The following is a 24,345-nucleotide window of genomic DNA, read 5'->3' as shown; positions in this document are numbered from 1 at the left end:
CCTTTAAAGTTCACTTAATTCTTTACGAAGTTGCTCAACAAGCGAGATGTTATACTTATAATATCTACGGTGGGTATTATAGCAATATCCATCCACGAGTAACTTACATTTGTAGTCATGTACGCCACCATCATATTTTATTTGCACCGCTTTGTCGTTGTACTCGATACGATGAATGATGGCGTGCCCTTTGTAGTCCCAACGAGCAAGGATGTACCCATCCCCTTCACCTTCAAGAAGCCAAGCTGGTCCTCTTGTTTGTGACATTGCATTTAGAATAGCCCACCTTACTTTGTGCTGGTTGTCACTTGAGTGTTGAATAAGACTATAGACCGCTCGCATTCTCTTTTCAGAAACAGCCTTGGGGTGATGTTTGTATTCAAATGGCGTTGGTGCTGCGCTCGATATAGACGAGTATGACAAAACAGCCCCACCCAATAATGCAAATAAACGTTTCATTCCTTTACCTTCAGATTAAAATAGATGCAAAGGGTACATCTTTAATAGGATATAAGTCTAGCTGCATTGTAAATCCTTGTAATTTTGTCAAATTAATATTATTGAAATACGAGCGCCCCTATCAAAAAAACCTCTACACCACCAAAATCTGAGTTATTTAACCTAACTAAAGTATTCTGCTACTTTTATCTTACGTATATCTACTCTCTTAATTACTTAATTGAATAAAAAGTATGCTACATTCTCTCTAATTAAATCTATAAATAAACTTGTTGCGCCCTACATGATGAGGATTTCAGCGTTGAGGGCGCAATAGCAGGGCTTTTTATGCACTTTTTAGGGAGAATCTTGTGAAATTAGAGTCTATTGCGTTACATGAAGGTTATACATCAGAGCAAACAACTAAGTCTGCTGCCGTTCCTATTTACCAAACGACTTCATACACCTTTGATAACACCGAGCATGGCGCTGACCTTTTTAACCTTGCGGTACCAGGCAATATTTATACCCGCATTATGAATCCAACGAATGATGTATTGGAAAAACGTGTTGCTGCAATGGAAGGTGGTATAGGCGCTTTAGCTGTCTCATCTGGTATGGCAGCCATTACCTATGCGCTTCAATGCCTTACAAAAGTTGGTGACAATATTGTCAGCACCAGTCAATTGTACGGCGGTACCTACAATTTATTTGCCCATACCTTACCTAGGCAAGGTATAGAGGTCAAAATGGTTTCGTATGATGATTTTGATGGGTTTGAAGCTGCGATAGATAGAAACACTAAAGCTATTTTTTGTGAGTCTATCGGCAATCCTGCGGGCAACATTGTGGATATTTGCCGTTTAGCAAAAATAGCACATAAACACGGCGTACCTGTGATAGTTGACAATACTGTCGCAACGCCCTATCTATGCCGCCCGTTTGAACTTGGGGCGGATATTGTCGTACACTCTTTAACGAAATACATTGGTGGTCACGGCACGTCAATTGGCGGTATCATCGTTGACTCTGGTAAGTTTGACTGGATTGCCAATAAGGAGCGTTTTGCAGTTTTGAACGAACCAGACCCATCATACCACGGCGTGGTTTACACTGAAGCTTTTGGCGCGGCAGCTTATATTGGACGCTGTCGCGTTGCGCCTCTAAGAAACACCGGAGCAGCATTGTCGCCAATGAATGCCTTTCAAATTCTCCAAGGGCTTGAAACATTGGGCTTAAGGATGGATCGCCACTGTGAAAATGCAGAAAAGCTCGCCGCGTTTTTAAAGTGCCACCCAAAAGTAGAATGGGTAAACTACGCTGCGCTCAATGACAGCCCGGATAACGAGAATTGCCATAAGATAACAAGTGGCAAAGCGTCAGGTATACTCAGTTTTGGAATTAAAGGTGGTATGGAAGCATGCTCAAAGTTCATTGATGCACTCAATATGATCCTTCGTTTAGTTAATATTGGTGATGCAAAGTCATTGGCGTGTCATCCAGCATCCACAACACATAGACAGCTAAACCAAGCGGAACTTGCTTCGGCTGGTGTAAGCGAAGATCTAGTTCGTATCTCGGTTGGTATTGAGCATATCGATGATATTATTGAAGATGTTGCTCAAGCATTGGACAAGGCTTAGTAACACAACAATTGATAGTGATTTGTAAGGTTGGGCTGAATCAGTTTAATTGGTTCAGCCTAGCAAAACCTTTTTAAAATGGCTCTGCAGCCCCAGAATTTGCTGGTTGTTGATTAAATATTAGGGCTTAGGTTAACGTGATTACATACGCCTAGCTACAGGTGTCTACCAAACTGACTATTACTTTCCGTGCCATAGAAATAAACTAGCCGCGTTAACTTTAACCTTAACTAAGACACATGTAACACTTTTGTCTAATTACAAACAAAATGTAGATGCCACGCGCCCCAACCATTTTATATTGTATACAATATAAAATATATTTACATGAGGTTTTCAGCATGTTAAAGTGGCCTCGATTTTTTAAACTAAAAGGAAATTTGAAAATGAAAAAACTACTCTTAACCGCTTTTGCTTTTGCATCACTATCTTCACAAGCAGCACAACTTGAATTTGTTAGCGAATTAAGTGTTCAAGAAACTCAATCTATCAGAGAAAACTTATCCAGCGAGCAGTTATACGCATTTGATAATGCTATTAATAACCAAGCTGGAATGGCTATTCTTTACAAAGATAGAGATTATGGCAATGAATATCGTATCGTAATCGGCAATGTTAGTAACTTTAGAGATATTGGTTTTAACGACACAGTTTCTTCAATCAAGGTCATTAACTCGACTGGTGTAATTCTTTACCGCGATAGGGATTTTGGTGGTGACTACCGAATTGTACTAGGTCAAGAAAACAACTTAGTTAATATTGGTTTTAACGATGCGGCCTCTTCACTGAAGTTTTTCTAAATAATTAAGTCTGAATTAATTAGAAAATATCGATGAAAAGCTTCTTAGCACTTACGGATGTTTCCACTTACCTGTAAGTAAAACATCTGTAATCTCTAGTTATTAGCCTGGTAAACAACCAGCGACTGATAAATAGAGCCTTCATGTGTGCGTTCTTCGTTGTAATCCAAACGATAGAACCACACTATTTCTGTCAACAAATTGAATGTTTCAAACAAGTAAGCACCTCAAAATTCATGCAACCTTGAATGACACCCAGCCATAAAGGTATTGCTATTTTATAAAAACTAAAAAAGGAACAGCCCCTTTCTTTTCAAATGTTGTTTTGTAGAAAATGAGCGTCACAGCACTATCAAAAATTGCGAGAGCTCTGGAAAGGTTTAATACTCAATTACAATATAACACGCCTCTAAAACGAAAAGTACTCCCCCCATATGCGCTTCACTTACTTCCCCTCCTAAAAACCATAAGCATTAAATTAATAATAAAAATGAGGAAACCTAAAACACCTACAAAAACTGGCTGCCCGGTTTTTCAAAGAAGAGTTCCACTATAAATAAGCTTGTATATAGCACAATAAATTGAACAATATATATGACTCTATATCTTCCACAATCAGCTAATAATTTAAAGTAAAAACGTAAGCCAGTTAATCTATTACTATTGAAATTAGCAAGATTTCATATATACCACCACCCGCTACCAAGCTTATGTGTACACCCGCAAGTGCCAAAAGAAACTTATTAATAATCACCTCTCGAATAAGAAAAGCTCTAACTAAACTTAAAAAAGGTTGAACAAATAAAATTATGACCTTGCAACTTTAAAACCTAGAATTTGCTTGTTTATAACGCTATTTAAAGCCTAGAAGGGTACAAAGTTTCTATAGTCCATATTTAGTGAAAAGATATAGCGAAGAATAGTTAAAATAGTGAATTTAAAGGGCACGCTGTTTCATATTTACGGTGCCCACGATTATGTTTAATTACGCCTTTTTAGTGCTACCACACAAAAGTCCCTTGAATTGGATAACTACCAGACATTTCAATCTCACGTGAAATAGTGAACGTGTCTAGATCAATTTCAAGAATACGGCCATCATCACTGGCAGCGGTATAAAAATATCTATCATTTTTTGGATCAAAAGAAGATGTATGTGACTGAGTTTTTCGGCTTTTTGAAGAAGCTGGTGGGCTCACCTCAATGTCAGTCACTTTTTTGTGTGTAGTTAAGTCTATCACCGTCATAAAGGTATCTGTGTGATTGGTTGACACAGCTAACATGCGACCAGGGATCATTGTTGTATGACCATTTCCTTTCCCCGTTTCGATAGTTGAAACTACTTCCATAGATACACTATTGATGACAAAGGTTTTGCCCTCGTTTGATCCTAAGTAAATATGAACGCCGTCAGGGTGGAAAGAAGCATGATGTGCTCCCATTGTCCCAACATTTGTAGCAGTTGCTGGCATATGTTTGATCTGCTTTTGATACAATTTATTATCAGACAGCTCAAACGCCATAATACCTGGAGCGACACCATTTTTTGGCGAGCCTTCTAATACTGCATAGAAAACATTTTTACTCCAACCAGTTGCGTTAGGTGTCGACATAATGTGATGCACAGATGTAGGTGTCGCAAGAGTGTATTTATGCGAAATGACATGACTGCCTTGCTCAACCCCTACCTCATAGAGCTCTAACGTTCTGCGTGCTCTGTCCAAAATCAAAAACTGCTTTTCACTTACCCAAAATGGATGCCCGGTAGCAAGGCCCCCACCAAAGTCATTGACTGTTAGAGAAGTTTCGTTGCCAACTGTTGCAATCACTTCGTTGGTCTTTGTATCAATGATGCTTGTTACCGCTTTCTTGGTACCCGACACTGCCGCCAGCTTTTTACTTTTGTTATAAGTTACAGAGCGAGGAAAGTGGTTTAGAGGGATCACACCACCTATTTCTAACGTTTGGCTAGAAATTACATCCAAAGATTGCGTGTTTCTGGTAGTCACGTACACTTGTCCATCGCCAGCTTTGTCGATAGGGTATGGGCTATCCCCTATTGAGTTGATGACTTCTTTGATTTTCATCGATTGAGGCTCAAATGTCAGTACTTGGTTGTTATCTTTATCTGCATAAAACCCGGTGCTGTGCGCCATCGCCACTTGAATGTTCAACGCTGAGAGCATGGAAAGTAGTAGAGTTGTTTTTTTTCCCATTGCGATTTCCTTTCTTATTTAGATTGTTAGAGTAATTGTGGAAGTCATTGTTTAATTCAATAACTTTTCCCTTCTGGGTGTACTGTATATAATTAGCACTACTTATCAACTAATAAGAAAGTACCTTATACACATACAGATAGATAATATTAGATTTTCATCACCTACATCCACTAATTTCCGCAATAAAGGCAATAAAATGAAATTTAATCATGTTGATTATTTAGTTTTATTTATTAATGATTATTTTATTATATCTCATCACAACCTTTTAAAATCACTTAAATACAAAAGTGGCTATAGATATAACCCCGCCTTTTCAAGCCAGAATTAGTCAATACAGCATCGAAGCTTTTAGTCTTTACTTACGCGACTGTATCACTCGCTATAATAGATATATTACACCTAAGCTTGGGTCCAAAAGCATAGTTAAAGCAACGCTATGTAAATCAGTTGAGCGGGAATCATTACACAAAAATCGCACAAAAATCGGACAGGCAAATTTTAAAAAACGAGTAACATTACAACCAAACAACGCTACCGTTAGAGCTACCATATAAGCATGCGTAACAGATTTATGTTCTTTACTAGAAATAAACTCACAATTAGGAATATTTTCATATTGATAAACAAGTGAAAATTTAGGTTCGCAGAGAACGAAAACTCAAACCAATACTATCCAACACCTTTATACCAACTTACATCATTTTTAGCAGCATGTGCCTTCAGTTTTGACCGTGCACCTACAAAGTTTGCATAATGCCGACCATAGCTTTTTACCATATCCAGCCATGTTGCTTCTTTTATATTCAATAATACCAAGATATTTGAAACTTCCTTTTCTATATACCCGCTCTGCTTTAAGTAAATGTGTCGCCCAGTCCAATCAACCAGCGAGAAATAACTCAACAAAGAAAATGGCAAGGTGTTCCCTTTATTGTAGCTACCAAATGGCTTTAGCAACTTAGGTTGAGATGGGTTTCGTTCTGCTTCTCTATGTTTTTGTGGTGAACTGCCGGTTCTACTCACCTCAAATTGTTTTAATCGCTCTTGAATTGATGTGAAATCACTCTCTTCAAGCTTTTTTGCTGTATGCGCTCGTATTGGGTTCAAATCTACATAGGCCATACAGCTTAGTAGGGCAACTTCATCCAAAAGCGCTTGTGATTTATATCGCCCTTCCCAGTACTTGCCCGTACAGTCATCCTCCTTGTTTGCTTTCTTTGCAATATATTCATTGAGGTTTTTCATATACCAACTAATGTCATATAGCCTCGCACGCCACTTAGTAATCAATTCAGATACCAGCGATTGCTCTGCGTCGCTGAGCACTTGCTCTTGTAAATATTTATCAATAACTGGGCTGCCTTTGTATAATCGGTACCATCTCGTTATTACTTCATCATCTGACCAATTTATTGCTTCTTTTCTATTCACTTTTACAACCATATGATAGTGATTGCTCATGATGGCATAAGCCGCTATATCTATCGCGAATACGCTACTTAACAATTTCATCCGCTCGACCAACCACCTACGTCTATGGTCAAAGTTTTTTCCGGTATACTTATCCTCCCCACACAAAAAAGCGCGACGTACACATCTCGCTATTAAGTGATAATAAGACGTCGACGATAAATCTATTAAAGCCTTCCTTGCTCTGGTCATTCTTTTTACACCCCGCTTTAAACTGGATAAATAAACAGTAGTAGACGGAACCTGTTTGCGCAATAAGTTTGTGCCTGTCCAATGTTAGTTCATGTTATTTACCTAAGTACCCAAACTTATCCTGCCTCAGCACTATTGGGTGGTAGCCGAGTTTCAGCACATCTAGGTACTTTAAATTCATGCCTGTCCTTTCTTACATTTTCTTGCAATCCCACCATGCGCTATCTGTTATCTTGTTTTTAACGTTTAGTTTGAAAAAAAGCACTTAAAAGTTAGGGTTTGCTTTAGGTACTCAACTTCATTCAACTTATTAATCGTATGATGAGGTTTCAACTTCAAAACCCCGAGTTATCTGTTGCACTAGCGCAAATACGAGAAACTCAAAAAATAAAAGTCTCCCGGAGATAAGCTTACTCACAATTTCAATTCCTTATAAAACAGCCTGACCTTACTTAATCAAAGCAAAGGCAGACTGCTCAACATAATAAAATTACTTAGTGATTAGAACGGTATCCAGCCTAAAACCTCCTTTTTTGTCAATTACCTTCAAGACTATTTCTTCTTTTCCATCCTGATTAATATCATAACTGTAAATATCATCCGAAGAACTTGGTAACGAACGTTTAATTCGTTTAGGTCTACGCGATAACCCTCTTCTTTCATCACCAAAATAAACTTTAAGCTCATTGGTATCTGCCCTTATCAATAAATCAGTTAATCCATCACCATTGAAGTCTTCAAAGATAATACCTTTGCCAGCCCCGCTGCTTGATTCGTTCATATTCATCGTTATTTCGAAACTTTTCTTTGCAGCTGCTTTTTTCTCAAACTGATTATCGTTTGTTCCTTTAAAAATACTAATTGTACTATCAAGCGTAACGTCTTTATTTTCCATCGCAGCACTGGCAATTGAGATAATATCCATAAAGCCAATGTCAAAAGAGATCACCGCCAAATCATCCAGCCCATCACCGTCAAAGTCACTGATATTGGCAATGGCACTAGTTTCCTCCAAAGTAAGTTTAATATCTGGGCTGTCTTTGAAAACCAGTCCGTTACTCGTCTGCTCAGAAAAGAAAACCCTATGAATGCTTTCGCTGTCTAAATCCTTCTCTTCATCACCACTATCAGAGAGACTCTCTATCGTATGAATATCTGGATAACCATCATTGTTAAAATCGCTAAACTTCTCGATTTTCTGTTTACTACTTTCATCAAAAGTAATGAGCGTTTGCTGTTTTTTGCTGGGCCCTTGAGGGGTTGCCAAAAAATACTGCACCTTTTTTGGCTCATAAAACACTAAGTCATCGATGCCATCTCCATTTATGTCAGCCAAAGTAGGAGGTCGAGGCAGTGTATGACTGATCGTCAAGTTTTGATCTGACGCATGAGTAACTGTTTTAGCCTTTAATGGAAGTGTAATGCGCCTAAACTTGCCAGTATCGAGTTGGATATAAATGGTCTGCTCTTCAATGCCGGGGAAATAAAAGTCTGTTAAATCATCACCATTTGCGTCTAACGTAAACGTTTGATGTTTGAAATACGAGAAAGTGTCAGGCTGAAACAAAGTCTCAGCTTCTATCAAATTATTTATTTTATTTGCATCAGCGTGGAACACGCCCCGCTCAGTTAACACAAATGCTTGGCTCCCTTGATGATTTTTAAGTTTACCAACGCTATACATAATTGGCTTATCTGGTACAGCTAACAAAGAGACTTGTTGAGTTTTAAGATCGATTTTTTGTAAATAGGCAGATTCACCATTACCGGCTACAAAAGCTGAGTCTGTATCTGCCATGATAAGTTTGTCATCGGCTTTGTATTGTAAATCGATTGAATCATATGCGTAATTCAAGCTACTGAATAAAACAAAAGGAAGTAATCTTTTCATAGTAGAAGTCCATTAAAATATTTTTTAATTGCCTGAAAGATATAGATATAATTTACTATTACGATTTGGCTAAGCTACTTTTTACGCCTATGCTTAGCTCATGTTTTCGGTTTTTGGCCACTTCCATGCGTGCCAAATTGTCATCAAAGACAACACAACTTCCAGCCCGGTCAGATAAAGATAAAAGCCCCACACGGTTTCTAAATTGATGGATACAAGTAGCACAACAAATAAGCTAGGGATGATGAGATTCAATCTTCGATTGATATTAGGTTTTAGTGTCAAGGTTAGAAAAATCATGACACTTGGTATCGACATTAATAGCGCGACGGCAAAAAACTCAAATTGAATACCTTCCTTTTCTGCACTCACGAGCAATGCCTCGGACATGATACCAGGCACAAACACTTGAATGTAATCACCGTACACATAGCAAAACATCACTGCGACCCAAAGTGCTGAAAGCTTTAGCTTTACGTTTATTTGGTAGTCCTCAAAAGGAATGGAGATGTCCTTTATCGTATTCATATTAACTCCGTTGTTTAAATTAAGCCCTTGGGAAAGGGGTTGTTGACGAAGTTAAACGATATAACTTATAAATAGTTAGGTCGTCCGAGACTATAAGTACGGACACTTATTTATATTTGAGTCACTCAAAGAAAAGTAATAAAAGGAACAGAGTTTGGTCGACCCTATCGAAATTATTCTCACTATGATAATTGTTGGGCAAGTTTGTATCAGTGTGCCTATTCTTTTATCAAGAGTGGTGAAGTGTGCGATGAATTTGCCATTGGCGTTGTTTTTAATCGCCAGTGCTGTTTTGGCGTTAAATTCAACGATATCTTCTGTTTTACCTGATTACTATGCTTTGTACACAGCCTTTGCTTTTCCAGTGCTATTTTTACTTTCCCCATCACTATGGTTTTATGTTGAAGGACTTACAGCTGATTCACCTTGGCAATTGCATCATAAGCAGCTTGGCCACTATGTGCTATTAGCGCCAGCCTTACTGATCTCCGTGATGATTATATTTTTACCCAAAGACATTCATAATGCCATTTTCATCCTTGATGAAGAGGTAAATGATCCCTTTGTTAGCACATTACTTCTGGGAATTTTGATCATGATGACACTTTGGCTGATCCAATGTGCTTATACACTATTAAAGATTGTACGTAGATTGAATCAATATCGTAAAAAGTTAAAAGACATTTATTCCAATCATGATAAAAAAGAACTCAACTGGATGAATTGGCTACTTTTTATTTCAGTAAGCGTGTGGCTATCTTCTTTAGTGACAGTATTTTCCTCAAGCTTATTTGACCATGCCTTATTCAATAGTAATACGGAGATGAGCCTGTCTGTTCTATTAATCTGGTGCATAACCCACTTTGGCCTGCAACAAAAGCCTGCGTTCACTGATCTAGACGATGGAGATATCCAAGATATGAGCAAAGAACACGACAACCCTTCCAATGATACGCACTCCCCCTCTAAAAAATATCAGCGCTCCGCTTTAGGTCAAACACAATCAGCCCGGATTGCAATAAAAATAAACTCAGCAATGGAGCAAGACAAACTCTATTTAGACTCAAACCTATCCTTACAAAAACTGTCAAAGCACCTTAATATTTCGCCAAACTATATATCACAAACGCTGAATGAAACGTTATCCGTGAGCTTTTTCGATTTTGTTAATCAATGGCGTATTGAGGCTGCCAAACCTAAAATATTGGCCAATAATAGTACCGTGCTCGATATTGCATTGGAGGTGGGGTTTAACGCACGTTCATCCTTTTATAAAGCATTTAAACAAACAACAGGACAAACCCCCAGTGAGTTTCGAAAGGGCCACGCAAATAGTTAAGCTTTGAGCAGAACTCAACTGGCTTATTTGAGAACAGACGTCCGTTGAACTCTGCGACCTAATAAGGGCTACTCTTATCAGCCCTATATAAAGCTTAGAAAATTTAGCGTAGACGCGGATATACTTCAGGAATAACGACCTCATTTAGCGATATCATTTGATAGTAAGCCGCTATTTCTTCTTCAGTAAAGTCTCCAAGTTGTATTTCGACAAACATTTCATAGCCATGAGACTTTTGCGTACTGGGCACAGCTCCAAGCTGATAAATGTAATCCAAATAATGGACAGGGTCCACATCAGAGCCCAACAATGCGTCCTCCAGAATAATTGGAGTGATACCCGCTTCAATTAATTTATAAACAGCGTCATACAAGCCAAATTGAGAAACTACGCCAGATATAACAGCTTGAGTCTTACCTGCAGCTTTAATATCAGCAACCACTGGATCAATTTTTTTGTAGCTGACCACATTGGCATTTTTACGATATTTGGATGTATAGGGCTTTCCTTTTTCATTAACATGAAAGTTCGGCATATAGCTAAATAAAAACTCCTGCTCTAAGCCTAAAAATGTAAGTCTCGGCTCTGTCGCTAATTTGTTGTCATGCTCAGCCATCGCGAGGCTAGTGTCATCCATATTAAAATTAATCATCGCGGTTTTATGACGATCGCTTTGGTGAAGCTCATCACGTTCACCCACTGCGTAGCGTGGGCTATAGACCAATTTGTCCTTAGATTCCATTGATTCAATAATTTCACTGGCCGTTGCCAATTTTACGCCCGCTTGTTGTAAACGCTTAAAAGTGGGTCGCTCATAGATTTCGGTTGAAAACGTTGCGTCACTTGCTAAATAGACATCGAAGCCCATTTTCTTGAGCCCTAAAACGGTTTGCATAACACACACATCGGTTTCTGCACCTGCGACCACCACTCGGGAAATACCTGCATCAGACCAAGCTTCCATGGCGGCATGAATGTCAGATTCTAGTGTTGAGTTAAACGTTTGTTTGAAGAAGCTTTGTGTATTTTCATCAAGTGCTTGAGCAATACGCGTTATATAAGCCGAATAATCTAAACCTTGATCGGTGTTGGAGGCTTCGTAAGTAATGGTTGTTGGCATATTTAAATCATTGGCTTTTTGTGCCAGTTGTGCAATTCGGTCGATGCTAGCGTGCAATTGCGGGTCTACATTTTGCGCTGGTATTTGATACTCAGGGTAAAAAACTTTAACCCAGAATATATCGCTGTCCATCACATATTCTTCCTGAGCATCAATAATCAGTAAGCCCGTATTTTGGGCACTCAGATAAACCTGCTCACTCTTTTTGGTTTCTGAAGCAAATTGCAATCTGTCATCGATGTTACAAGCCGACAGTCCAAACGCCAACGAAAGTACTAATAAAGACTTTTTCATAAATCACCTGTTTAATTATCCTTGTTTCAAAGCAAATGAATTGACTGGTTATTTTTTAACCAAAGCGATATTTAAACGTTTTATTAACAAAGTCAATTGAGGATAAATCAAGCATCATACTTGCATCTATTCCTGGCTAATTTAAAAGTGATATATGGGAGTAGTCTGGGGATAATTTTCTGGGACAGGGGGATAATTTTCTGGGACAGGCACATAGTCTTAGTTCCTATAAGAAAAACCGCAAAACTCTTTTAGTGGTGTGGCTTAAAATTGATGGCAACATCAACGAAGCTTATTAAACTGAACAGAGACAAAAATGCGCCTGTCCCATATTGTCGCTCCATTAACCTTGAGCAAATACCCGCTTGGAGCCGTATTGCTCTGAAGGTTTTTTAACACGATCTATTGTGGATACACCAATGTGAAGTCCTCAGCGCATACATATCTCCACAACCCTTAACATGAGGCATGTTAAAATAAAGTGCTCTGCCATATCGAGAGTAATTACGGGAAAACCAAAAAGTGACTGTTCCAAACTAATTACAAAAAAGTGACTGTCCCAAACTAATTACAATATCAACTGACTTTATAAAACTGGGCAGGACAAAAATGTGCCTGTCCCACGCTAAGACCTCTAAATTAAGGCTAAAAAGTCCAAATAGTAGGCCTCAATGATCAACCTAGGTGGCAAAAAAGTTGTTGAAACGCTGTCAGAAATGGAAAGGTATCGCAGATGATGCATTGGCTAATATAGAGAGCAGGAGCAAAAAGCGCCAGCCTTTAACTATTTTTATCTATCAGTCAGTACGTAAGTCTTGTAACAATTGACTTAACCATCTGGGTGCAGATTTATGGCTGAGTATATAGACATGCTCAGTGTACTCTAAATTTTCAGAGCATTTTGGTAATTCAAATAACTGCCATTCTCTCACGATGTAATCAGGTAAATATGCCAATGCCAACCCACTTTTAACTAGTTGGCCAAGTACGGCATAATCATTAACCACCCACTTTATATTTCTAGCAATATTTGGTGCCAGCCAACCATCACATCCAACACCTCTTTGCTCTCCGCAAAACGGTGATGTATCAGGCGCTGCAAAAGAGTAATTGACGAGTTGTTTTAAGCCGGTGCTTGTTTGTTTGCGCAAAGGGTGACTCTGCCCCATTGCAATCTGCATCGTTAGTTTACCTAGCTCTGTTAATTGAATGTCATTTGGCAGATTTTTTACAACTTCACCGGTTACTATTGCTAAGTCCACTTCACCTGCGAGCAGTTTATGTAATGCATTTGATTCATATTGTGTGTCAAAAGTCAGTGTAATGTGCTTATTCGTGTTGGATTGACGTGCTAAAACACTTGCCCACTTGAATTGTAAAATGCTAGGAGCAGCAACAACACAGTTAATCGCTTTACTTCCCTGTTTTAACTGTGCTTTGGTATCTTCAGCTAAATTTGTCAAAGCTACAGCTCTAGGTTGCAACATCGCACCATGTTCATTTAAACGCAATGACTTTCCTACTCGGTCAAACAATTTTACTTGTAGAGAGCTTTCTAATCGTTTTAATGATTTTGATAATGCACTGGGTGATGTATCAAGGAGCGGAGCCGCTTTTTGCAAACTTTGTTGCTGCGCGATAACTAAAAATTTGCGTAAATCTGCTATTTCCATTTTGGAATCTAAAGCCACATTTTAGAAACGATTTAGAATCTAAAATAACATATTCTAGACTAACTCCACACTTTTTAATTTAATAGTTTGCTATGAAAAACACTTTTATTTTTTTACTACTTATCTGCTGTGGCTCTATTCGTGCACATGATCACTCAATAGGCTTACACGGCATGGTTCTATTTGCAATTAATGACCGTATATACGCATCCCACCTCCCGATGCCACATGGAAAACATGCCGTACAGTTCATTTTTGAAACGCAGCTGCCAAGTCAATACAAAGCGCAACTAATTCCTTTTTTAAAAGCGCATGAGCTCATAACCGTCCGACCAGAAACCTTCTCTTTAAACAAGCTAAGAGCTGGTCAACTTACAAAGTTTTCAGGAGATATCTTTATCGGTCACTTTGAACGCTCTGGCAAAATTAAGCACACAGATATCACATTTAAAGTTCAAAACACGATATTAAATAAGGACATAAACTCGTCTCAACGCAATGGGCAATTTTATACACTAGGGCTGGGCAACAACACCTGTTTGCTCGTACACAAGATTGGGAGATCACCAAGTTTTGACCAAATAGCAACGGCCAATTGTGACTATCGTGCAGGGAAAATTGCTGAACTAAACAGCTCAATGAACGGACCAGTTAAAAGATTCGAATTGACTGATATTAAAAATACTAACACCCTTTACTTAGAAACCAATGACTTTAAATAAGGACTCACCATGCCCTCACTAGAAATACTCGCGGCCTTTTCTGTCGTTTGCTTTTTACTGAGTATTACTCCAGGCCCCTCAATTTTGTACATAATAGCGCGTAGTGTTAGTCAAGGACCAAGCGCAGGTGTATCAGCAGCAAGCGGGATGGCCTTAGGATCTTTTGTATATGTTATTGCGACAGTATTAGGGTTAGCAGCCATTTTTAAATACTCCCCTATTGCTTACACAGGGTTAAAAATTGTTGGGGCTGTGTACTTGGTATATTTGGGCTGGCAGTATTTTAAACCTGCTGAACAATTGACTGGTACTCCCTCACTGAGCAACGCAAATAACTTTGCCATCATGAAACAAAGCTTTGTGGTGGAGCTCACAAACCCAAAAACAGCACTGTTCTTTTTAGCTTTCTTACCTCAGTTTGTAAATAACGAAGCAGCACAAGTATCAACGCAGCTATTCGTACTCGGGGCAATATATACCTTAATCACGCTATGCTGTGATATTTCGATTGCATTGCTCTCTGGTAAACTTGGGAGTTGGCTTAATAAAAACAATAACCAAAGTCATTGGCAAGACAGGTTAGCAGGCTGTGTAATGTTTATTTTAGCCGGGGTAATAGGCTATGAGACAATTAAATAAACGCATTAGAAAGGGTTGGTCGTTACATGCATTGAAAGCAAACCGACTATAAATTTAATCAGTTTACTAAAAAACATCAGTTCATTCCATTTAGCTAATTAGATTGTTTCAACACATGAATAACAGTTATAGCATTTTTATATAACTCGACATTTACAAAAAATGGCAGCATACATCAACCAAACCGTATTGCTTTATTTGAAAAATAAAAAAGCCGCAAAATAGCGGCTTTTTATATAATTATATTTTATTCGAGAATTATTGAGAGTTCGCGATAATACTCGACACTTTGCTATTGGAACCATATTGCCAACCTGCTGGGTTTTCAGAAACAGCATGACCATGAACATAAATCTGGTCTCCTGTTGCTTTAGCAGTTAGAACTATCGACAACATTGCAGCAGCATAATCACCTTCAGGTTTAAACCAAAAGCCTCGACAAACAGAAGAATCAGAGTTGCAAACAGCAAACTTTACAATTCCACCCTCTATTGAATACTTTTTAACTTGACCAGTATAGCCTACCGAAGCGCTCGAAAAAAATGGAATTAAAAGCAAACACAATGCTACTATTCTTAACATCATTAAGTCCCTATAAATAATAGAAAATAAAAAATGCATTGTACAATTAAACCCAACAATAAACAAGTACCCAAGAACAAAACAAAAGAAAATATTTAGAAAAAATTTACAGCTTTCCCTGAGAGTAAAGTTATTCAACTAAAATGAAAGCCATTAAAGGTTTATATATCGCTTTCCTTCCGAGCACAAAGTACTCACCTTACGCTTCAAGGTATACAGTTATTTTCTTAACACATACAAAGCTAGCTTTTCTTCTCTGTGCCGCCACCATAAAAAGCAACCCAAAACTCACCTCCTATTAACGTTCAAACAAGTTATTAAACTTTATCTAAATTAATATGAGTGCCTTTACCCCTCTATTCCCGAAGAGATGCCAATGTAAGCCAACCTATGCAACGACTATCGGGCCAGCCCAAAAACAAATTTGAAAATGGGTTAATAGTTAATGCCAGTCTGCTAAACTTACAGTACAATGGCCTTGCTAGCCTCTCCTTAAGAAGAGATTAGCAGTCAAAAGTTCTCCCTTTACTCGTCAAGCTGAATGCAGACCAGAGTATTTCTTGTTTAAAGGCAATTATGAAAAAAACATTTGAATTAACTCACCCCAAAATCAAACTAGCAAGGCGTGTAGACGCAGTTAAATATGAAATAAAAAAGTACCTTAAACGGGAGCGCAGCAAAACTTTGCCTGAAGGTGCAGATTTTTGGGACTTTGATTGTAAATTTGGTAATACTGAGGCAGAGGCTGAAGCCGTTCATGTATCTCAAATCAATAAACTCATTGATCAAACCCAACAAGAAAATCTAACTTCATTCTATGTTGAAATCTTGGCGAGAGCCGCCCACAGGCAAGCTAAACCGCAATCAGATGACGCCGATTTGAGCGACTAACTACGAAAAAGTGGGTCGGCAATGCTGACCCGGCTTTACCTACACTCAACCTATTTTATTTCCAAAGTTTCCCAACATTAAGCTGAGCAAAGCGCTTAATTTTAGTGTAATTTTCACTTTTATAGGTCAGTTATGTCGGTAGTCCAATGTTGATCCAAATGATAATCACGCGGGTAAAGTTGCATATTAATATTTCATTTCTCGCAATAGCCATTAATATCTAGACACATGCCCTGCTATTTTTAAATCAGCAAACCATCGATTGTTGATCTGACAAATTTTGACAATTCCAAAATAGTCCTTTGCTTCTAAGTACAAGCTTGGGGCACTTTTTCATTTTACAAAAGATGAAACACTCCAATAAGCATCATAAGACACCATTAAAAACCTAATTAAGATTTTTTAATAACACTCTTCAAATAAATAGAATGAGTTTATACCATATTTTCTTAGGTTGATACTTCAACACTTATAATGGTGGCTTTTTGCACAGCCTTTATAGGTAGTCTGCTGGTGTCGCCTGAGAGGCCTTAATCTAAATAGGTGCTCACTATTTACTGATGGTGATGGCTCTCACCGAGATTAGAAATACACTGAATATAACGACAGCACCTGGTTTTTCATGAATGCGTTAAAATTTATTAACTCCATTCGACACGTTGATTTTTGGTTGGCACAGTAGTCGACCGACATTGGTAAAATTAAGTTGTTTTACGTTACCTATTCGTTTCACTCTATTTTTAAACAGGTAACGCATGGCTTATACGATTAATTACTTAATCTAACCATCAGAGAAGGTGTACTTGTATCGTAGTTAGTGCAGTTATAACCATCAGGAAAGCGCAGAGTAACAGGTTTATCTTGTGCATGAGCATACATCAAAACCGACAATTTCATCTCGGTAGCGGGGTGATCATGATTTCCTACCAAGTGCCAATTTGCTCCCTCTAGATTAACCAACACCTTAGTATTCTCAACCTGAACATTAATAACTTTACGGGGTTGACAGTCAACTGCCGCAAACGAATTAATAGAAAATAATGCCATAAAAGAAATTAAAAAACCTTTGAATTTCATTTTACCTCCTAATTAAACAAAATTAACATTCTTATCACCCCTCACATTAAAACATATAAAACACAAAAACAACACAATTAAATCACATACATAATAACTTAAGTTGTTTTTTAAAAAATATATTAAAATGAAGTATATGGACACTATATTTATGTCATCTATAAACTTTAATATTTAGAACGCCACTTATAAAATGCACTTTTACCAACGCCATGTTTACGACATATTTCCGTTACAGGCACTCCAGATTCAGCTTCTTTGATCATGCCCACGATATGTGTTTCAGTGAACTTACTTTTCCGCATCTTAAATTTTCCTTCTTATATTGAAAGAAATTCTACTTATGAACTGTTTCAGTTTATTACAAGATAGATGCGACCATCTAGGTCAAATAGACGTGACCAAAAAATCGGCGAAACGCGACCAGAAACAGAAAAGCCCCAGCAAATGCTGGGGCTTAGGATTGGGTGTCATCTATATTACTATCTTACATAAATAGAATGCCCATATACATCATGTTAATTTATTAACAATCATTTATAATTCTCTAGACATGCTCTGTATATCGAAGCTATGATCAAAATTGAAGACAAAGCAAAAATAGCTTCTACTCCCCAACCAAAGTCAGTTCTCTCATAGCTTGTTGAGTGAATGCCCAGAGTGCTTACACCTAATATAAACATCCTGCTATGAAAAAGTTGCCTTAATACCTTTAAAACCACTTTGATACCTCATTACTGTTCTACTCATTACAACTCCGCTTGAGTTCACAAAAGATTGTAACACTAACCATGACACCCATTTATATTTATACCATAACCATACTTCAGTGAGTGTTAAAACAGAAACACTCGAATCCACAACCCCATATTTACTTTTTTACGTAGGAAATTTTCTCGAATTTATGCTTGTGGCAGGATTTCAGGCATGAGTAGCCTAGTAACTTTTAATTGGTTATGGTTAAAGTGGGTGTTTTAATTCGTATTACAAGCTAAGCAAGCAGTTCACTACACTTAGCCAAGTTGGCTCGTCGCTTTAATTTTAAGTGTTCACAGTATTTTTGTTTGCACCTGGCCTGCCTGCAAAGAACTTGTGTCTGTCCCATTTGGTTTCTTTTAATTTGCATTGTTATGTGGCTAGCTCAAAGTCATAACTGGTAACTAACTTATCAAGGAAAGTGCTTATCCCATTACTCGAATCACTGACAATATCTATATCACCAGTATCAGCACAGTATTGCAGTGTTACCTCAGTGTCACCGTAATTATAAACTTCAGTAAACTCTGTAAACGGTAATAATTTGGAACTGGTTTTATGCGATGCAATCTCGTTAGCAACACTTTTCAGACTCTCAAATGCCACCCAGCCATCGTAATCATTATTTTTATCTTCAATGATTACAGCTAGCAACCGACCATCTGTTTCGTACTTCCGAATGTTGATTTTCAAAATAGTCACAAAAATAAATAGGACAGACTCTTTTCTTTATTCCGTTGGCTAAGCTCTTTTTTTCAATAAAAGTGACTGCTTGTCACCCAATACTGAATCGAACATGCGTATGGCTTCGGCTTGATGCGAGCCACACAGTTTAGCATCAAAATGTTTTAGCCAATACATTGCCGTGCTCGCCATCATATGATTTGCAAAGGCACTGCCTGGACACTTTGAGTTTCCTACACCATATACAAATAGCGACGGGCGCTTGTTACTTTTTGTATGACCAAAGGCCTTGCAAAAACGTGATGGGTCAAATTTGTTTGGATCACTAAAAGTCTTCTCGTCTTGGTGGTGTATTTGCGAAATAAAACCCAACCAATGTCCCTTAGGCACGACAAATTTTTTTCCATCAGTTCCTTGAATCTTGATATTAGATTCTACCAACCTGTAAATGGGTTTATTTCCACGCAATCTAAGCACTTCTTTGATAAGGGGCAACATATCAAAACTGGGGTTCGCTCTAATTTCATTAACATAGGAGGGGTGCTGGACAAGTGTTCGATAAAACGATTGCATCGAAGGCAATATATTCGACAGCGAACCCCATAAAAAATATAGCAATACCTTTGCCTTGTCCTCTTGATTTATCATTGGGCTGCTAAACAACCCTATATTTAACGATTGTATAAGTGGAGTTTGCGCTTCAGCAAGGACTTGTTCAAACAGTAAAAGCAGCTTTTCTTTGGCGCAGCTTACGTCATTTGCAGCTTGCTTACAATCAGAAACGGTCGGTGACAAACTTTCACTAAAGCTAAAATATTCAGCAATAGCTTGGTCGCTCGCTAAAGGTTTACCAAAAAGTGAATATAGGCTTGCCTTTATCATGGTTTTAAGTTGCAGTTCGGCCAACTCAACTTCACAATAATTATGTGTATTTAAATAGCGCTCAGCAAATTTCTGACATTCAAAATTGAGTCTTTCATCATAACGTGCTTTTGTGATTGCTAACTTTTGCCCTTTTAGTGCGAGTACAAAATCTCGATTCATTTGTGCAATTTGTTGCTCATCGCAAAATACATTGTCAATTTCAAATTGACTCCTTACCTCCACAAGCTCAGGGTTAATATGCATCTTATTTTTTGCCACGACGTCACTGAACAGATCTGACTCCTGAACTAATGTGATTTTCGGCCCACCAAAAATAGACAATGTGAATATGTTTCCAAACTGAGCCACGCACGATTTAATATAATCAACCAAATTTAGGCCATTCATTTGGCTTACGTCGGTCAATGCAACATGCACTGGTTGCTCAAAACTATTTTGATTTTGTTCAAGTAGATTCACAGCTAACTCCATTACTTATATCAAGTTTTTTGGAGCACTAAGCAACAAAGCTTTTTTCAGCTACAACAAAAATTTGTGCCGAAGCATTGGTTAAAGCTGAGCCTGCCCAGTCGCCGTGCCATTCCAAAGGTACTAAGCCACACATTTCGAGCATGTGAGTTAGTTCAGAGGCATTATAGAGACGCACCTTAAACTCATAGCTATATTCTTCGCCTTCTATATTAAGCACACGATTGGTTGTTAATATTTTACTTTGTGGATCGTATTGCGTATCCAAGTCTTTAAATTGGCGCGCAATACCATTTTCACTGCCCTTTACTGCCGCTGACTCACCGTTGAGAACATTTAACAACAGACGTCCACCGGGCTTAAGTGCGGATGACATTTCTTGCATCACCTGCAAGTTAGTTTTATCGTCAAAGTAGCCAAACGAACTAAAAACGTTAAATATTCTGTCGTACTTTTCTTTAAACCTGAGATCACGCATATCTCCTTGCATAAAATTGACAGAAAGACCGGCTTCTTTTGCAAACTGTTGGGCTCGTTCAATAAACAAAGCATTGTAGTCTAATGCATCAATTTCAAACCCTTGCTCAGCCAATAACTTTGCATGACGCCCAGTACCACAGGGAATATCAAGTATTTTCATACCCTTTTCTAATGCAAGAAAGCTCTGAATTTGCTTCGCTTGTTGCTGGTTTAGCATTAGGTCAAAAGAGGCACTTTCTAAATGGCCTGTAATTAAGGGATTAAAAGCACGCTCGTAATCAAAAAGAAATTCAGACAAATTCTACTACCTCTTACAATTATCATTGCAACCAGCAATAGGCTGTACCAATGTGGCACAGCCTCATTCAATTTATTTGTTTTTTGGGCCAACACCAGGCTTTCTATCAACAAGACAAATAACGCATCCACAGAATCTTGCGCCCTTGTTACGCTCTAGGTTTTTGTTTACAAGTGAATTGATGATTTTTGATTTATTCATGATCTCTCCAAAAAATGGTTGATTAGTACTTTCTAAGGTTTTTAATATTTTGCTCAGAGTAGGTTTCTGGATATTCTTGATACCACTTGAGCAAAGTGTTTTCGCCCAGAGCATCATAAACGTACGAGTATTGAGCCTCTAGCTCAGCCTTACGCTCGCTTAAAAATACACTTTGGGCGTTATCATAGTCACTTTTCATTTGCTCTTTTTCGCGTAATGTTGTCGGACTATGATGTAAAAACTCACCAAAAAATTGAAGACAAAAAGCCTCATAATCTCGAGTAAACAGAATAAAGGTGTGCCACATTTCATCGATGATTAAAATTTCCTTATGCACATAGATTTCTGGGCCTGACTCATTTGAAGCTTGGTGCATTAACCACAGTAACTTTTTCATCTCTTCGAAAATGGCAGCGGACTCATCTCTGGACACATCGAACGATTCAGTAAATTTGTCAATAACATTGTCATTTTGATATGACATTACGTTTGAATATCGTTGTCGCTTGTCGATCGATTGAGGGAGGTTGTATAGATTATCCATGTTGTTCTGTTGTATATCCTTTCGTCTTTACGGGTCTACTCTATCATTCAAGGAGCGCGGTCACAACTGGAAAAAAATGACAGTTGTGAGAAGTAGTTAGACAAAGGCTGGCTTAATAGGTATTTGAGCACTCATGTACAAAAACAGCGCAGAAAAAATAGAGAAAAAAGAAAAAATAGGACAGGCACTTTTCTTCTTTTCTTTTTTAAAGTTAGAATTGATTTGTAGAAATGTATTTCCAGCCTAAGGTTTTCTGAGCAGCGGGATTAAAACCCGCCTTATGGTAGAAATAAATATAATTTAGGAATATATTCATTTTATTAAACAAGAAGAGTCTAGATTGATAAGCAAGGATAAAATTACTTTTTACTAACCAACTCCTTTATACCAATTCACATCATTTTTAGCGGCATGTGCTCTTAACACAGTTTGCGAACCCGCAAAATTACCGTAGTGACTGCTAAAACTTTGTATCCTATCCAGCCAAGTTTCTTCTTCAATTTTCAGTGATATTAGAATATTGGGCATGCTCTTTGGTATGTATCCTCTCTTTTTGGGGTGGACATGGCGACCCGTCCAGTCAACTAGCTCAAGATAATCTAAAAATAGAAAAATAGGACAGGCACTTTTCTTTTTTAAAGTTAGAATTGAATTGTAGAAATGTATTTCCAGCCTAAGGTTTTCTGAGCAGCGGGATTAAAATCCGCCTTATGGTAGAAATAAATATAATTTAGGAATATATTCATTTTATTAGACAAGAAGAGTCTAGATTGATAAGCAAGGATAAAATTACTTTTTACTAACCAACTCCTTTATACCAATTCACATCATTTTTAGCGGCATGTGCTCTTAACACAGTTTGCGAACCCGCAAAATTACCGTAGTGACTGCTAAAACTTTGTATCCTATCCAGCCAAGTTTCTTCTTCAATTTTCAGTGATATTAGAATATTGGGCATGCTCTTTGGTATGTATCCTCTCTTTTTGGGGTGGATATGGCGACCCGTCCAGTCAACTAGTTCAAGATAATCTAATAATGAAAAGGGCAATGTGTTTACATGCTCCCTCACACCAAACGGTTTGAGTGATTTAGGTTGTTTAGCTTGGCTCTTGGCTTCATTTAGATTTGATTTCTTTGCGTTTGATTTGGTGTTTTAAAGTGCTTTATGCGCTCTTGAATCGATGTAAAGTCGCTATTCTCAAGATTATTTGCCATGTTGGCACGAATTGGATTTAAGTCTACATAGGCCATACAACTGAGCAGCGCTGTTTCGTCGAGTAAGGCTTGAGACTTATATCGCCCTTCCCAGTATTTACCCGTGCAGTTATCTTCTTTGTTTGCTTCTTTTGCAATGTACTCATTAAGGTTTTTCATAAACCAACTAATGTCAAACAGCCTAGCTCGCCACTTTTCAACTAACTCAGATATAAGCAGTTGATCTGCCTCACTAAGCGCATCACCGTTTCGTTGCTTATCTATGATTGGACTACCCTTGTACAATTTATACCATCTAGATATTACCTCGTTATCTGACCAACTAAGTGCTTGCTGCCTATTCACTTTTACCACCAAATGATAGTGATTACTCATGATGGCATACGCTGCTATTTCAATCGCAAATACACGACTTAGCAGTTTTACTCTCTCGACTAACCATGTCCGTCTATGGTCAAAGTTTTTGCCTGTATACTTATCGTCTCCGCACAAAAAAGCACGGCGTACACACCGTGCTATCAAGTGATAATAAGACGTCGACGACAGATCTATCTGTGCTTTCCTTGCTCTTGTCATATCTATTCAACTCAAATGTAGCTGGATATTTAAACAGTAGTCAAGCAACGTAATTTATGCAAAGAATTTGTGCCTGTCCTATTTGGTTCTTCAGATATAAGCAGTTGATCTGCCTCACTTAGCGCATCACCGTTTCGTTGCTTATCTATGATTGGACTACCCTTGTACAATTTATACCATCTAGATATTACCTCGTTATCTGACCAACTAAGTGCTTGCTGCCTATTCACTTTGACCACCAAATGATAGTGATTACTCATGATGGCATATGCTGCTATTTCAATCGCAAATACACGACTTAGCAGTTTTACTCTCTCGACTAACCATGTCCGTCTATGGTCAAAGTTTTTGCCTGTATACTTATCCTCTCCGCACAAAAAAGCACGGCGTACACACCGTGCTATCAAGTGATAATAAGACGTCGACGACAGATCTATCAGTGCTTTCCTTGCTCTTGTCATATCTATTCAACTCAAATAAAGCTGGATATTTAAACAGTAGTCAAACAACGTAATTTATGCAAAGAATTTGTGCCTGTCCTATTTTGGTTTCCGTGCTATCAAGTGATAATAAGACGTCGACGACAGACCTATCAGTACTTTCCTTGCACTTGTCATATCTATTCAACTCAAATGAAGCTGGATATTTAAACAGTAGTCAAGCAACGTAATTTATGCAAAAAATTTGTGCCTGTCCTATTTGGTTTATTTAATTATT

General features: G+C 38.0%; 20 protein-coding genes and 2 pseudogenes. 6 read left to right on the top strand and 16 right to left on the bottom strand.

Features of this window, described 5'->3' with window-relative positions; all coding sequences use genetic code 11:
- Positions 1 to 3: 3 nt before the first annotated feature.
- Positions 4 to 459, bottom strand: coding sequence for a hypothetical protein (locus J8M00_RS02285; protein ID WP_211008746.1), 456 nt, complete (start codon positions 457 to 459; stop codon positions 4 to 6).
- 350 nt (positions 460 to 809) lie between these two features.
- Between J8M00_RS02285 and J8M00_RS02280 the strand changes: the two genes are divergently transcribed.
- Together J8M00_RS02280 and J8M00_RS02275 are read left to right on the top strand one after the other, a co-directional pair.
- A complete protein-coding gene (locus tag J8M00_RS02280) occupies positions 810 to 2,081 on the top strand; it encodes an O-acetylhomoserine aminocarboxypropyltransferase/cysteine synthase family protein (protein WP_211008745.1) in 1,272 nt (423 codons plus the stop codon).
- Positions 2,082 to 2,467: 386 nt separating this feature from the next.
- Positions 2,468 to 2,881 (top strand): hypothetical protein, encoded by a 414-nt coding sequence (locus J8M00_RS02275; RefSeq protein WP_211008744.1) that lies wholly within the window; start codon positions 2,468 to 2,470, stop codon positions 2,879 to 2,881.
- A 1,001-nt stretch (positions 2,882 to 3,882) separates the two neighbouring features.
- Here J8M00_RS02275 and J8M00_RS02270 read toward each other — a convergent pair.
- The 4 genes from J8M00_RS02270 to J8M00_RS02255 all read right to left on the bottom strand — a co-directional run bounded on the left by J8M00_RS02270 (position 3,883) and on the right by J8M00_RS02255 (position 9,184).
- Positions 3,883 to 5,097, bottom strand: coding sequence for a YncE family protein (locus J8M00_RS02270; protein ID WP_211008743.1), 1,215 nt, complete (start codon positions 5,095 to 5,097; stop codon positions 3,883 to 3,885).
- Between the two features lie 675 nt (positions 5,098 to 5,772).
- Positions 5,773 to 6,765, bottom strand: coding sequence for a transposase (locus J8M00_RS02265; protein ID WP_211008742.1), 993 nt, complete (start codon positions 6,763 to 6,765; stop codon positions 5,773 to 5,775).
- 490 nt (positions 6,766 to 7,255) lie between these two features.
- Positions 7,256 to 8,656: an FG-GAP repeat domain-containing protein gene (locus J8M00_RS02260; protein ID WP_211008741.1), complete on the bottom strand. Its 1,401-nt coding sequence runs from the start codon at positions 8,654 to 8,656 to the stop codon at positions 7,256 to 7,258.
- Between the two features lie 93 nt (positions 8,657 to 8,749).
- On the bottom strand, positions 8,750 to 9,184 hold the full coding sequence (locus J8M00_RS02255) for a DUF6326 family protein (protein ID WP_211008740.1): 435 nt from the start codon (positions 9,182 to 9,184) through the stop codon (positions 8,750 to 8,752).
- A 250-nt stretch (positions 9,185 to 9,434) separates the two neighbouring features.
- Here J8M00_RS02255 and J8M00_RS02250 point away from each other — a divergent pair, with 250 nt between their 5' ends.
- Entirely contained in the window at positions 9,435 to 10,523 is a 1,089-nt protein-coding gene (locus J8M00_RS02250; protein WP_211008739.1) for a helix-turn-helix domain-containing protein, read from the top strand.
- 103 nt (positions 10,524 to 10,626) lie between these two features.
- Here the strand turns inward: J8M00_RS02250 and J8M00_RS02245 are convergent, their stop codons facing one another.
- Both J8M00_RS02245 and J8M00_RS02240 read right to left on the bottom strand, forming a co-directional pair.
- The gene (locus tag J8M00_RS02245; protein ID WP_211008738.1) at positions 10,627 to 11,937 is read right to left on the bottom strand and encodes a cysteine hydrolase family protein; all 1,311 of its coding nucleotides are present in this window, start codon (positions 11,935 to 11,937) and stop codon (positions 10,627 to 10,629) included.
- Between the two features lie 797 nt (positions 11,938 to 12,734).
- A complete protein-coding gene (locus J8M00_RS02240) occupies positions 12,735 to 13,610 on the bottom strand; it encodes a LysR family transcriptional regulator (RefSeq protein ID WP_211008737.1) in 876 nt (291 codons plus the stop codon).
- A 92-nt stretch (positions 13,611 to 13,702) separates the two neighbouring features.
- On the opposite strand from J8M00_RS02240, the gene J8M00_RS02235 reads away from it, so the two are divergent.
- On the top strand, positions 13,703 to 14,332 hold the full coding sequence (locus tag J8M00_RS02235; protein WP_211008736.1) for a hypothetical protein: 630 nt from the start codon (positions 13,703 to 13,705) through the stop codon (positions 14,330 to 14,332).
- A 9-nt stretch (positions 14,333 to 14,341) separates the two neighbouring features.
- Positions 14,342 to 14,971: a LysE family translocator gene (locus J8M00_RS02230; RefSeq protein ID WP_211008735.1), complete on the top strand. Its 630-nt coding sequence runs from the start codon at positions 14,342 to 14,344 to the stop codon at positions 14,969 to 14,971.
- A 258-nt stretch (positions 14,972 to 15,229) separates the two neighbouring features.
- Here J8M00_RS02230 and J8M00_RS02225 read toward each other — a convergent pair whose 3' ends face one another.
- On the bottom strand, positions 15,230 to 15,556 hold the full coding sequence (locus J8M00_RS02225; protein WP_211008734.1) for a hypothetical protein: 327 nt from the start codon (positions 15,554 to 15,556) through the stop codon (positions 15,230 to 15,232).
- Between the two features lie 573 nt (positions 15,557 to 16,129).
- Here J8M00_RS02225 and J8M00_RS02220 point away from each other — a divergent pair.
- Positions 16,130 to 16,444, top strand: coding sequence for a DUF6172 family protein (locus J8M00_RS02220; RefSeq protein ID WP_211008733.1), 315 nt, complete (start codon positions 16,130 to 16,132; stop codon positions 16,442 to 16,444).
- A 768-nt stretch (positions 16,445 to 17,212) separates the two neighbouring features.
- On the opposite strand, the gene J8M00_RS02215 is transcribed toward J8M00_RS02220, so the two are convergent.
- The 8 genes and pseudogenes from J8M00_RS02215 to J8M00_RS02180 all read right to left on the bottom strand — a co-directional run bounded on the left by J8M00_RS02215 (position 17,213) and on the right by J8M00_RS02180 (position 24,089).
- Entirely contained in the window at positions 17,213 to 17,521 is a 309-nt protein-coding gene (locus tag J8M00_RS02215; protein WP_211008732.1) for a hypothetical protein, read from the bottom strand.
- A gap of 170 nt (positions 17,522 to 17,691) precedes the next feature.
- Positions 17,692 to 17,826 (bottom strand): annotated as a pseudogene (locus tag J8M00_RS02210) (transposase); the annotation flags it as partial.
- Positions 17,827 to 18,649: 823 nt separating this feature from the next.
- A complete protein-coding gene (locus J8M00_RS02205) occupies positions 18,650 to 18,970 on the bottom strand; it encodes a hypothetical protein (RefSeq protein WP_211008730.1) in 321 nt (106 codons plus the stop codon).
- A gap of 48 nt (positions 18,971 to 19,018) precedes the next feature.
- Entirely contained in the window at positions 19,019 to 20,305 is a 1,287-nt protein-coding gene (locus J8M00_RS28590) for a cytochrome P450 (RefSeq protein ID WP_211008729.1), read from the bottom strand.
- Positions 20,306 to 20,342: 37 nt separating this feature from the next.
- Positions 20,343 to 21,092, bottom strand: a complete 750-nt coding sequence (locus tag J8M00_RS02195) for an SAM-dependent methyltransferase (protein WP_211008728.1) — start codon at positions 21,090 to 21,092, stop codon at positions 20,343 to 20,345.
- 223 nt (positions 21,093 to 21,315) lie between these two features.
- Positions 21,316 to 21,837: a glycine-rich domain-containing protein gene (locus tag J8M00_RS02190; RefSeq protein WP_211008727.1), complete on the bottom strand. Its 522-nt coding sequence runs from the start codon at positions 21,835 to 21,837 to the stop codon at positions 21,316 to 21,318.
- 799 nt (positions 21,838 to 22,636) lie between these two features.
- Positions 22,637 to 23,544: pseudogene (locus J8M00_RS28670) on the bottom strand (transposase).
- Between the two features lie 113 nt (positions 23,545 to 23,657).
- Entirely contained in the window at positions 23,658 to 24,089 is a 432-nt protein-coding gene (locus tag J8M00_RS02180) for a transposase (protein WP_211008726.1), read from the bottom strand.
- Positions 24,090 to 24,345: the final 256 nt, after the last annotated feature.

This window comes from Pseudoalteromonas luteoviolacea, assembly GCF_018100925.1.
Classification (GTDB): Bacteria; Pseudomonadota; Gammaproteobacteria; order Enterobacterales; family Alteromonadaceae; genus Pseudoalteromonas; species Pseudoalteromonas obscura.
Note: the sequence above shows the minus strand (reverse complement) of the source record. Positions and strands in the feature narration are given on the sequence as shown.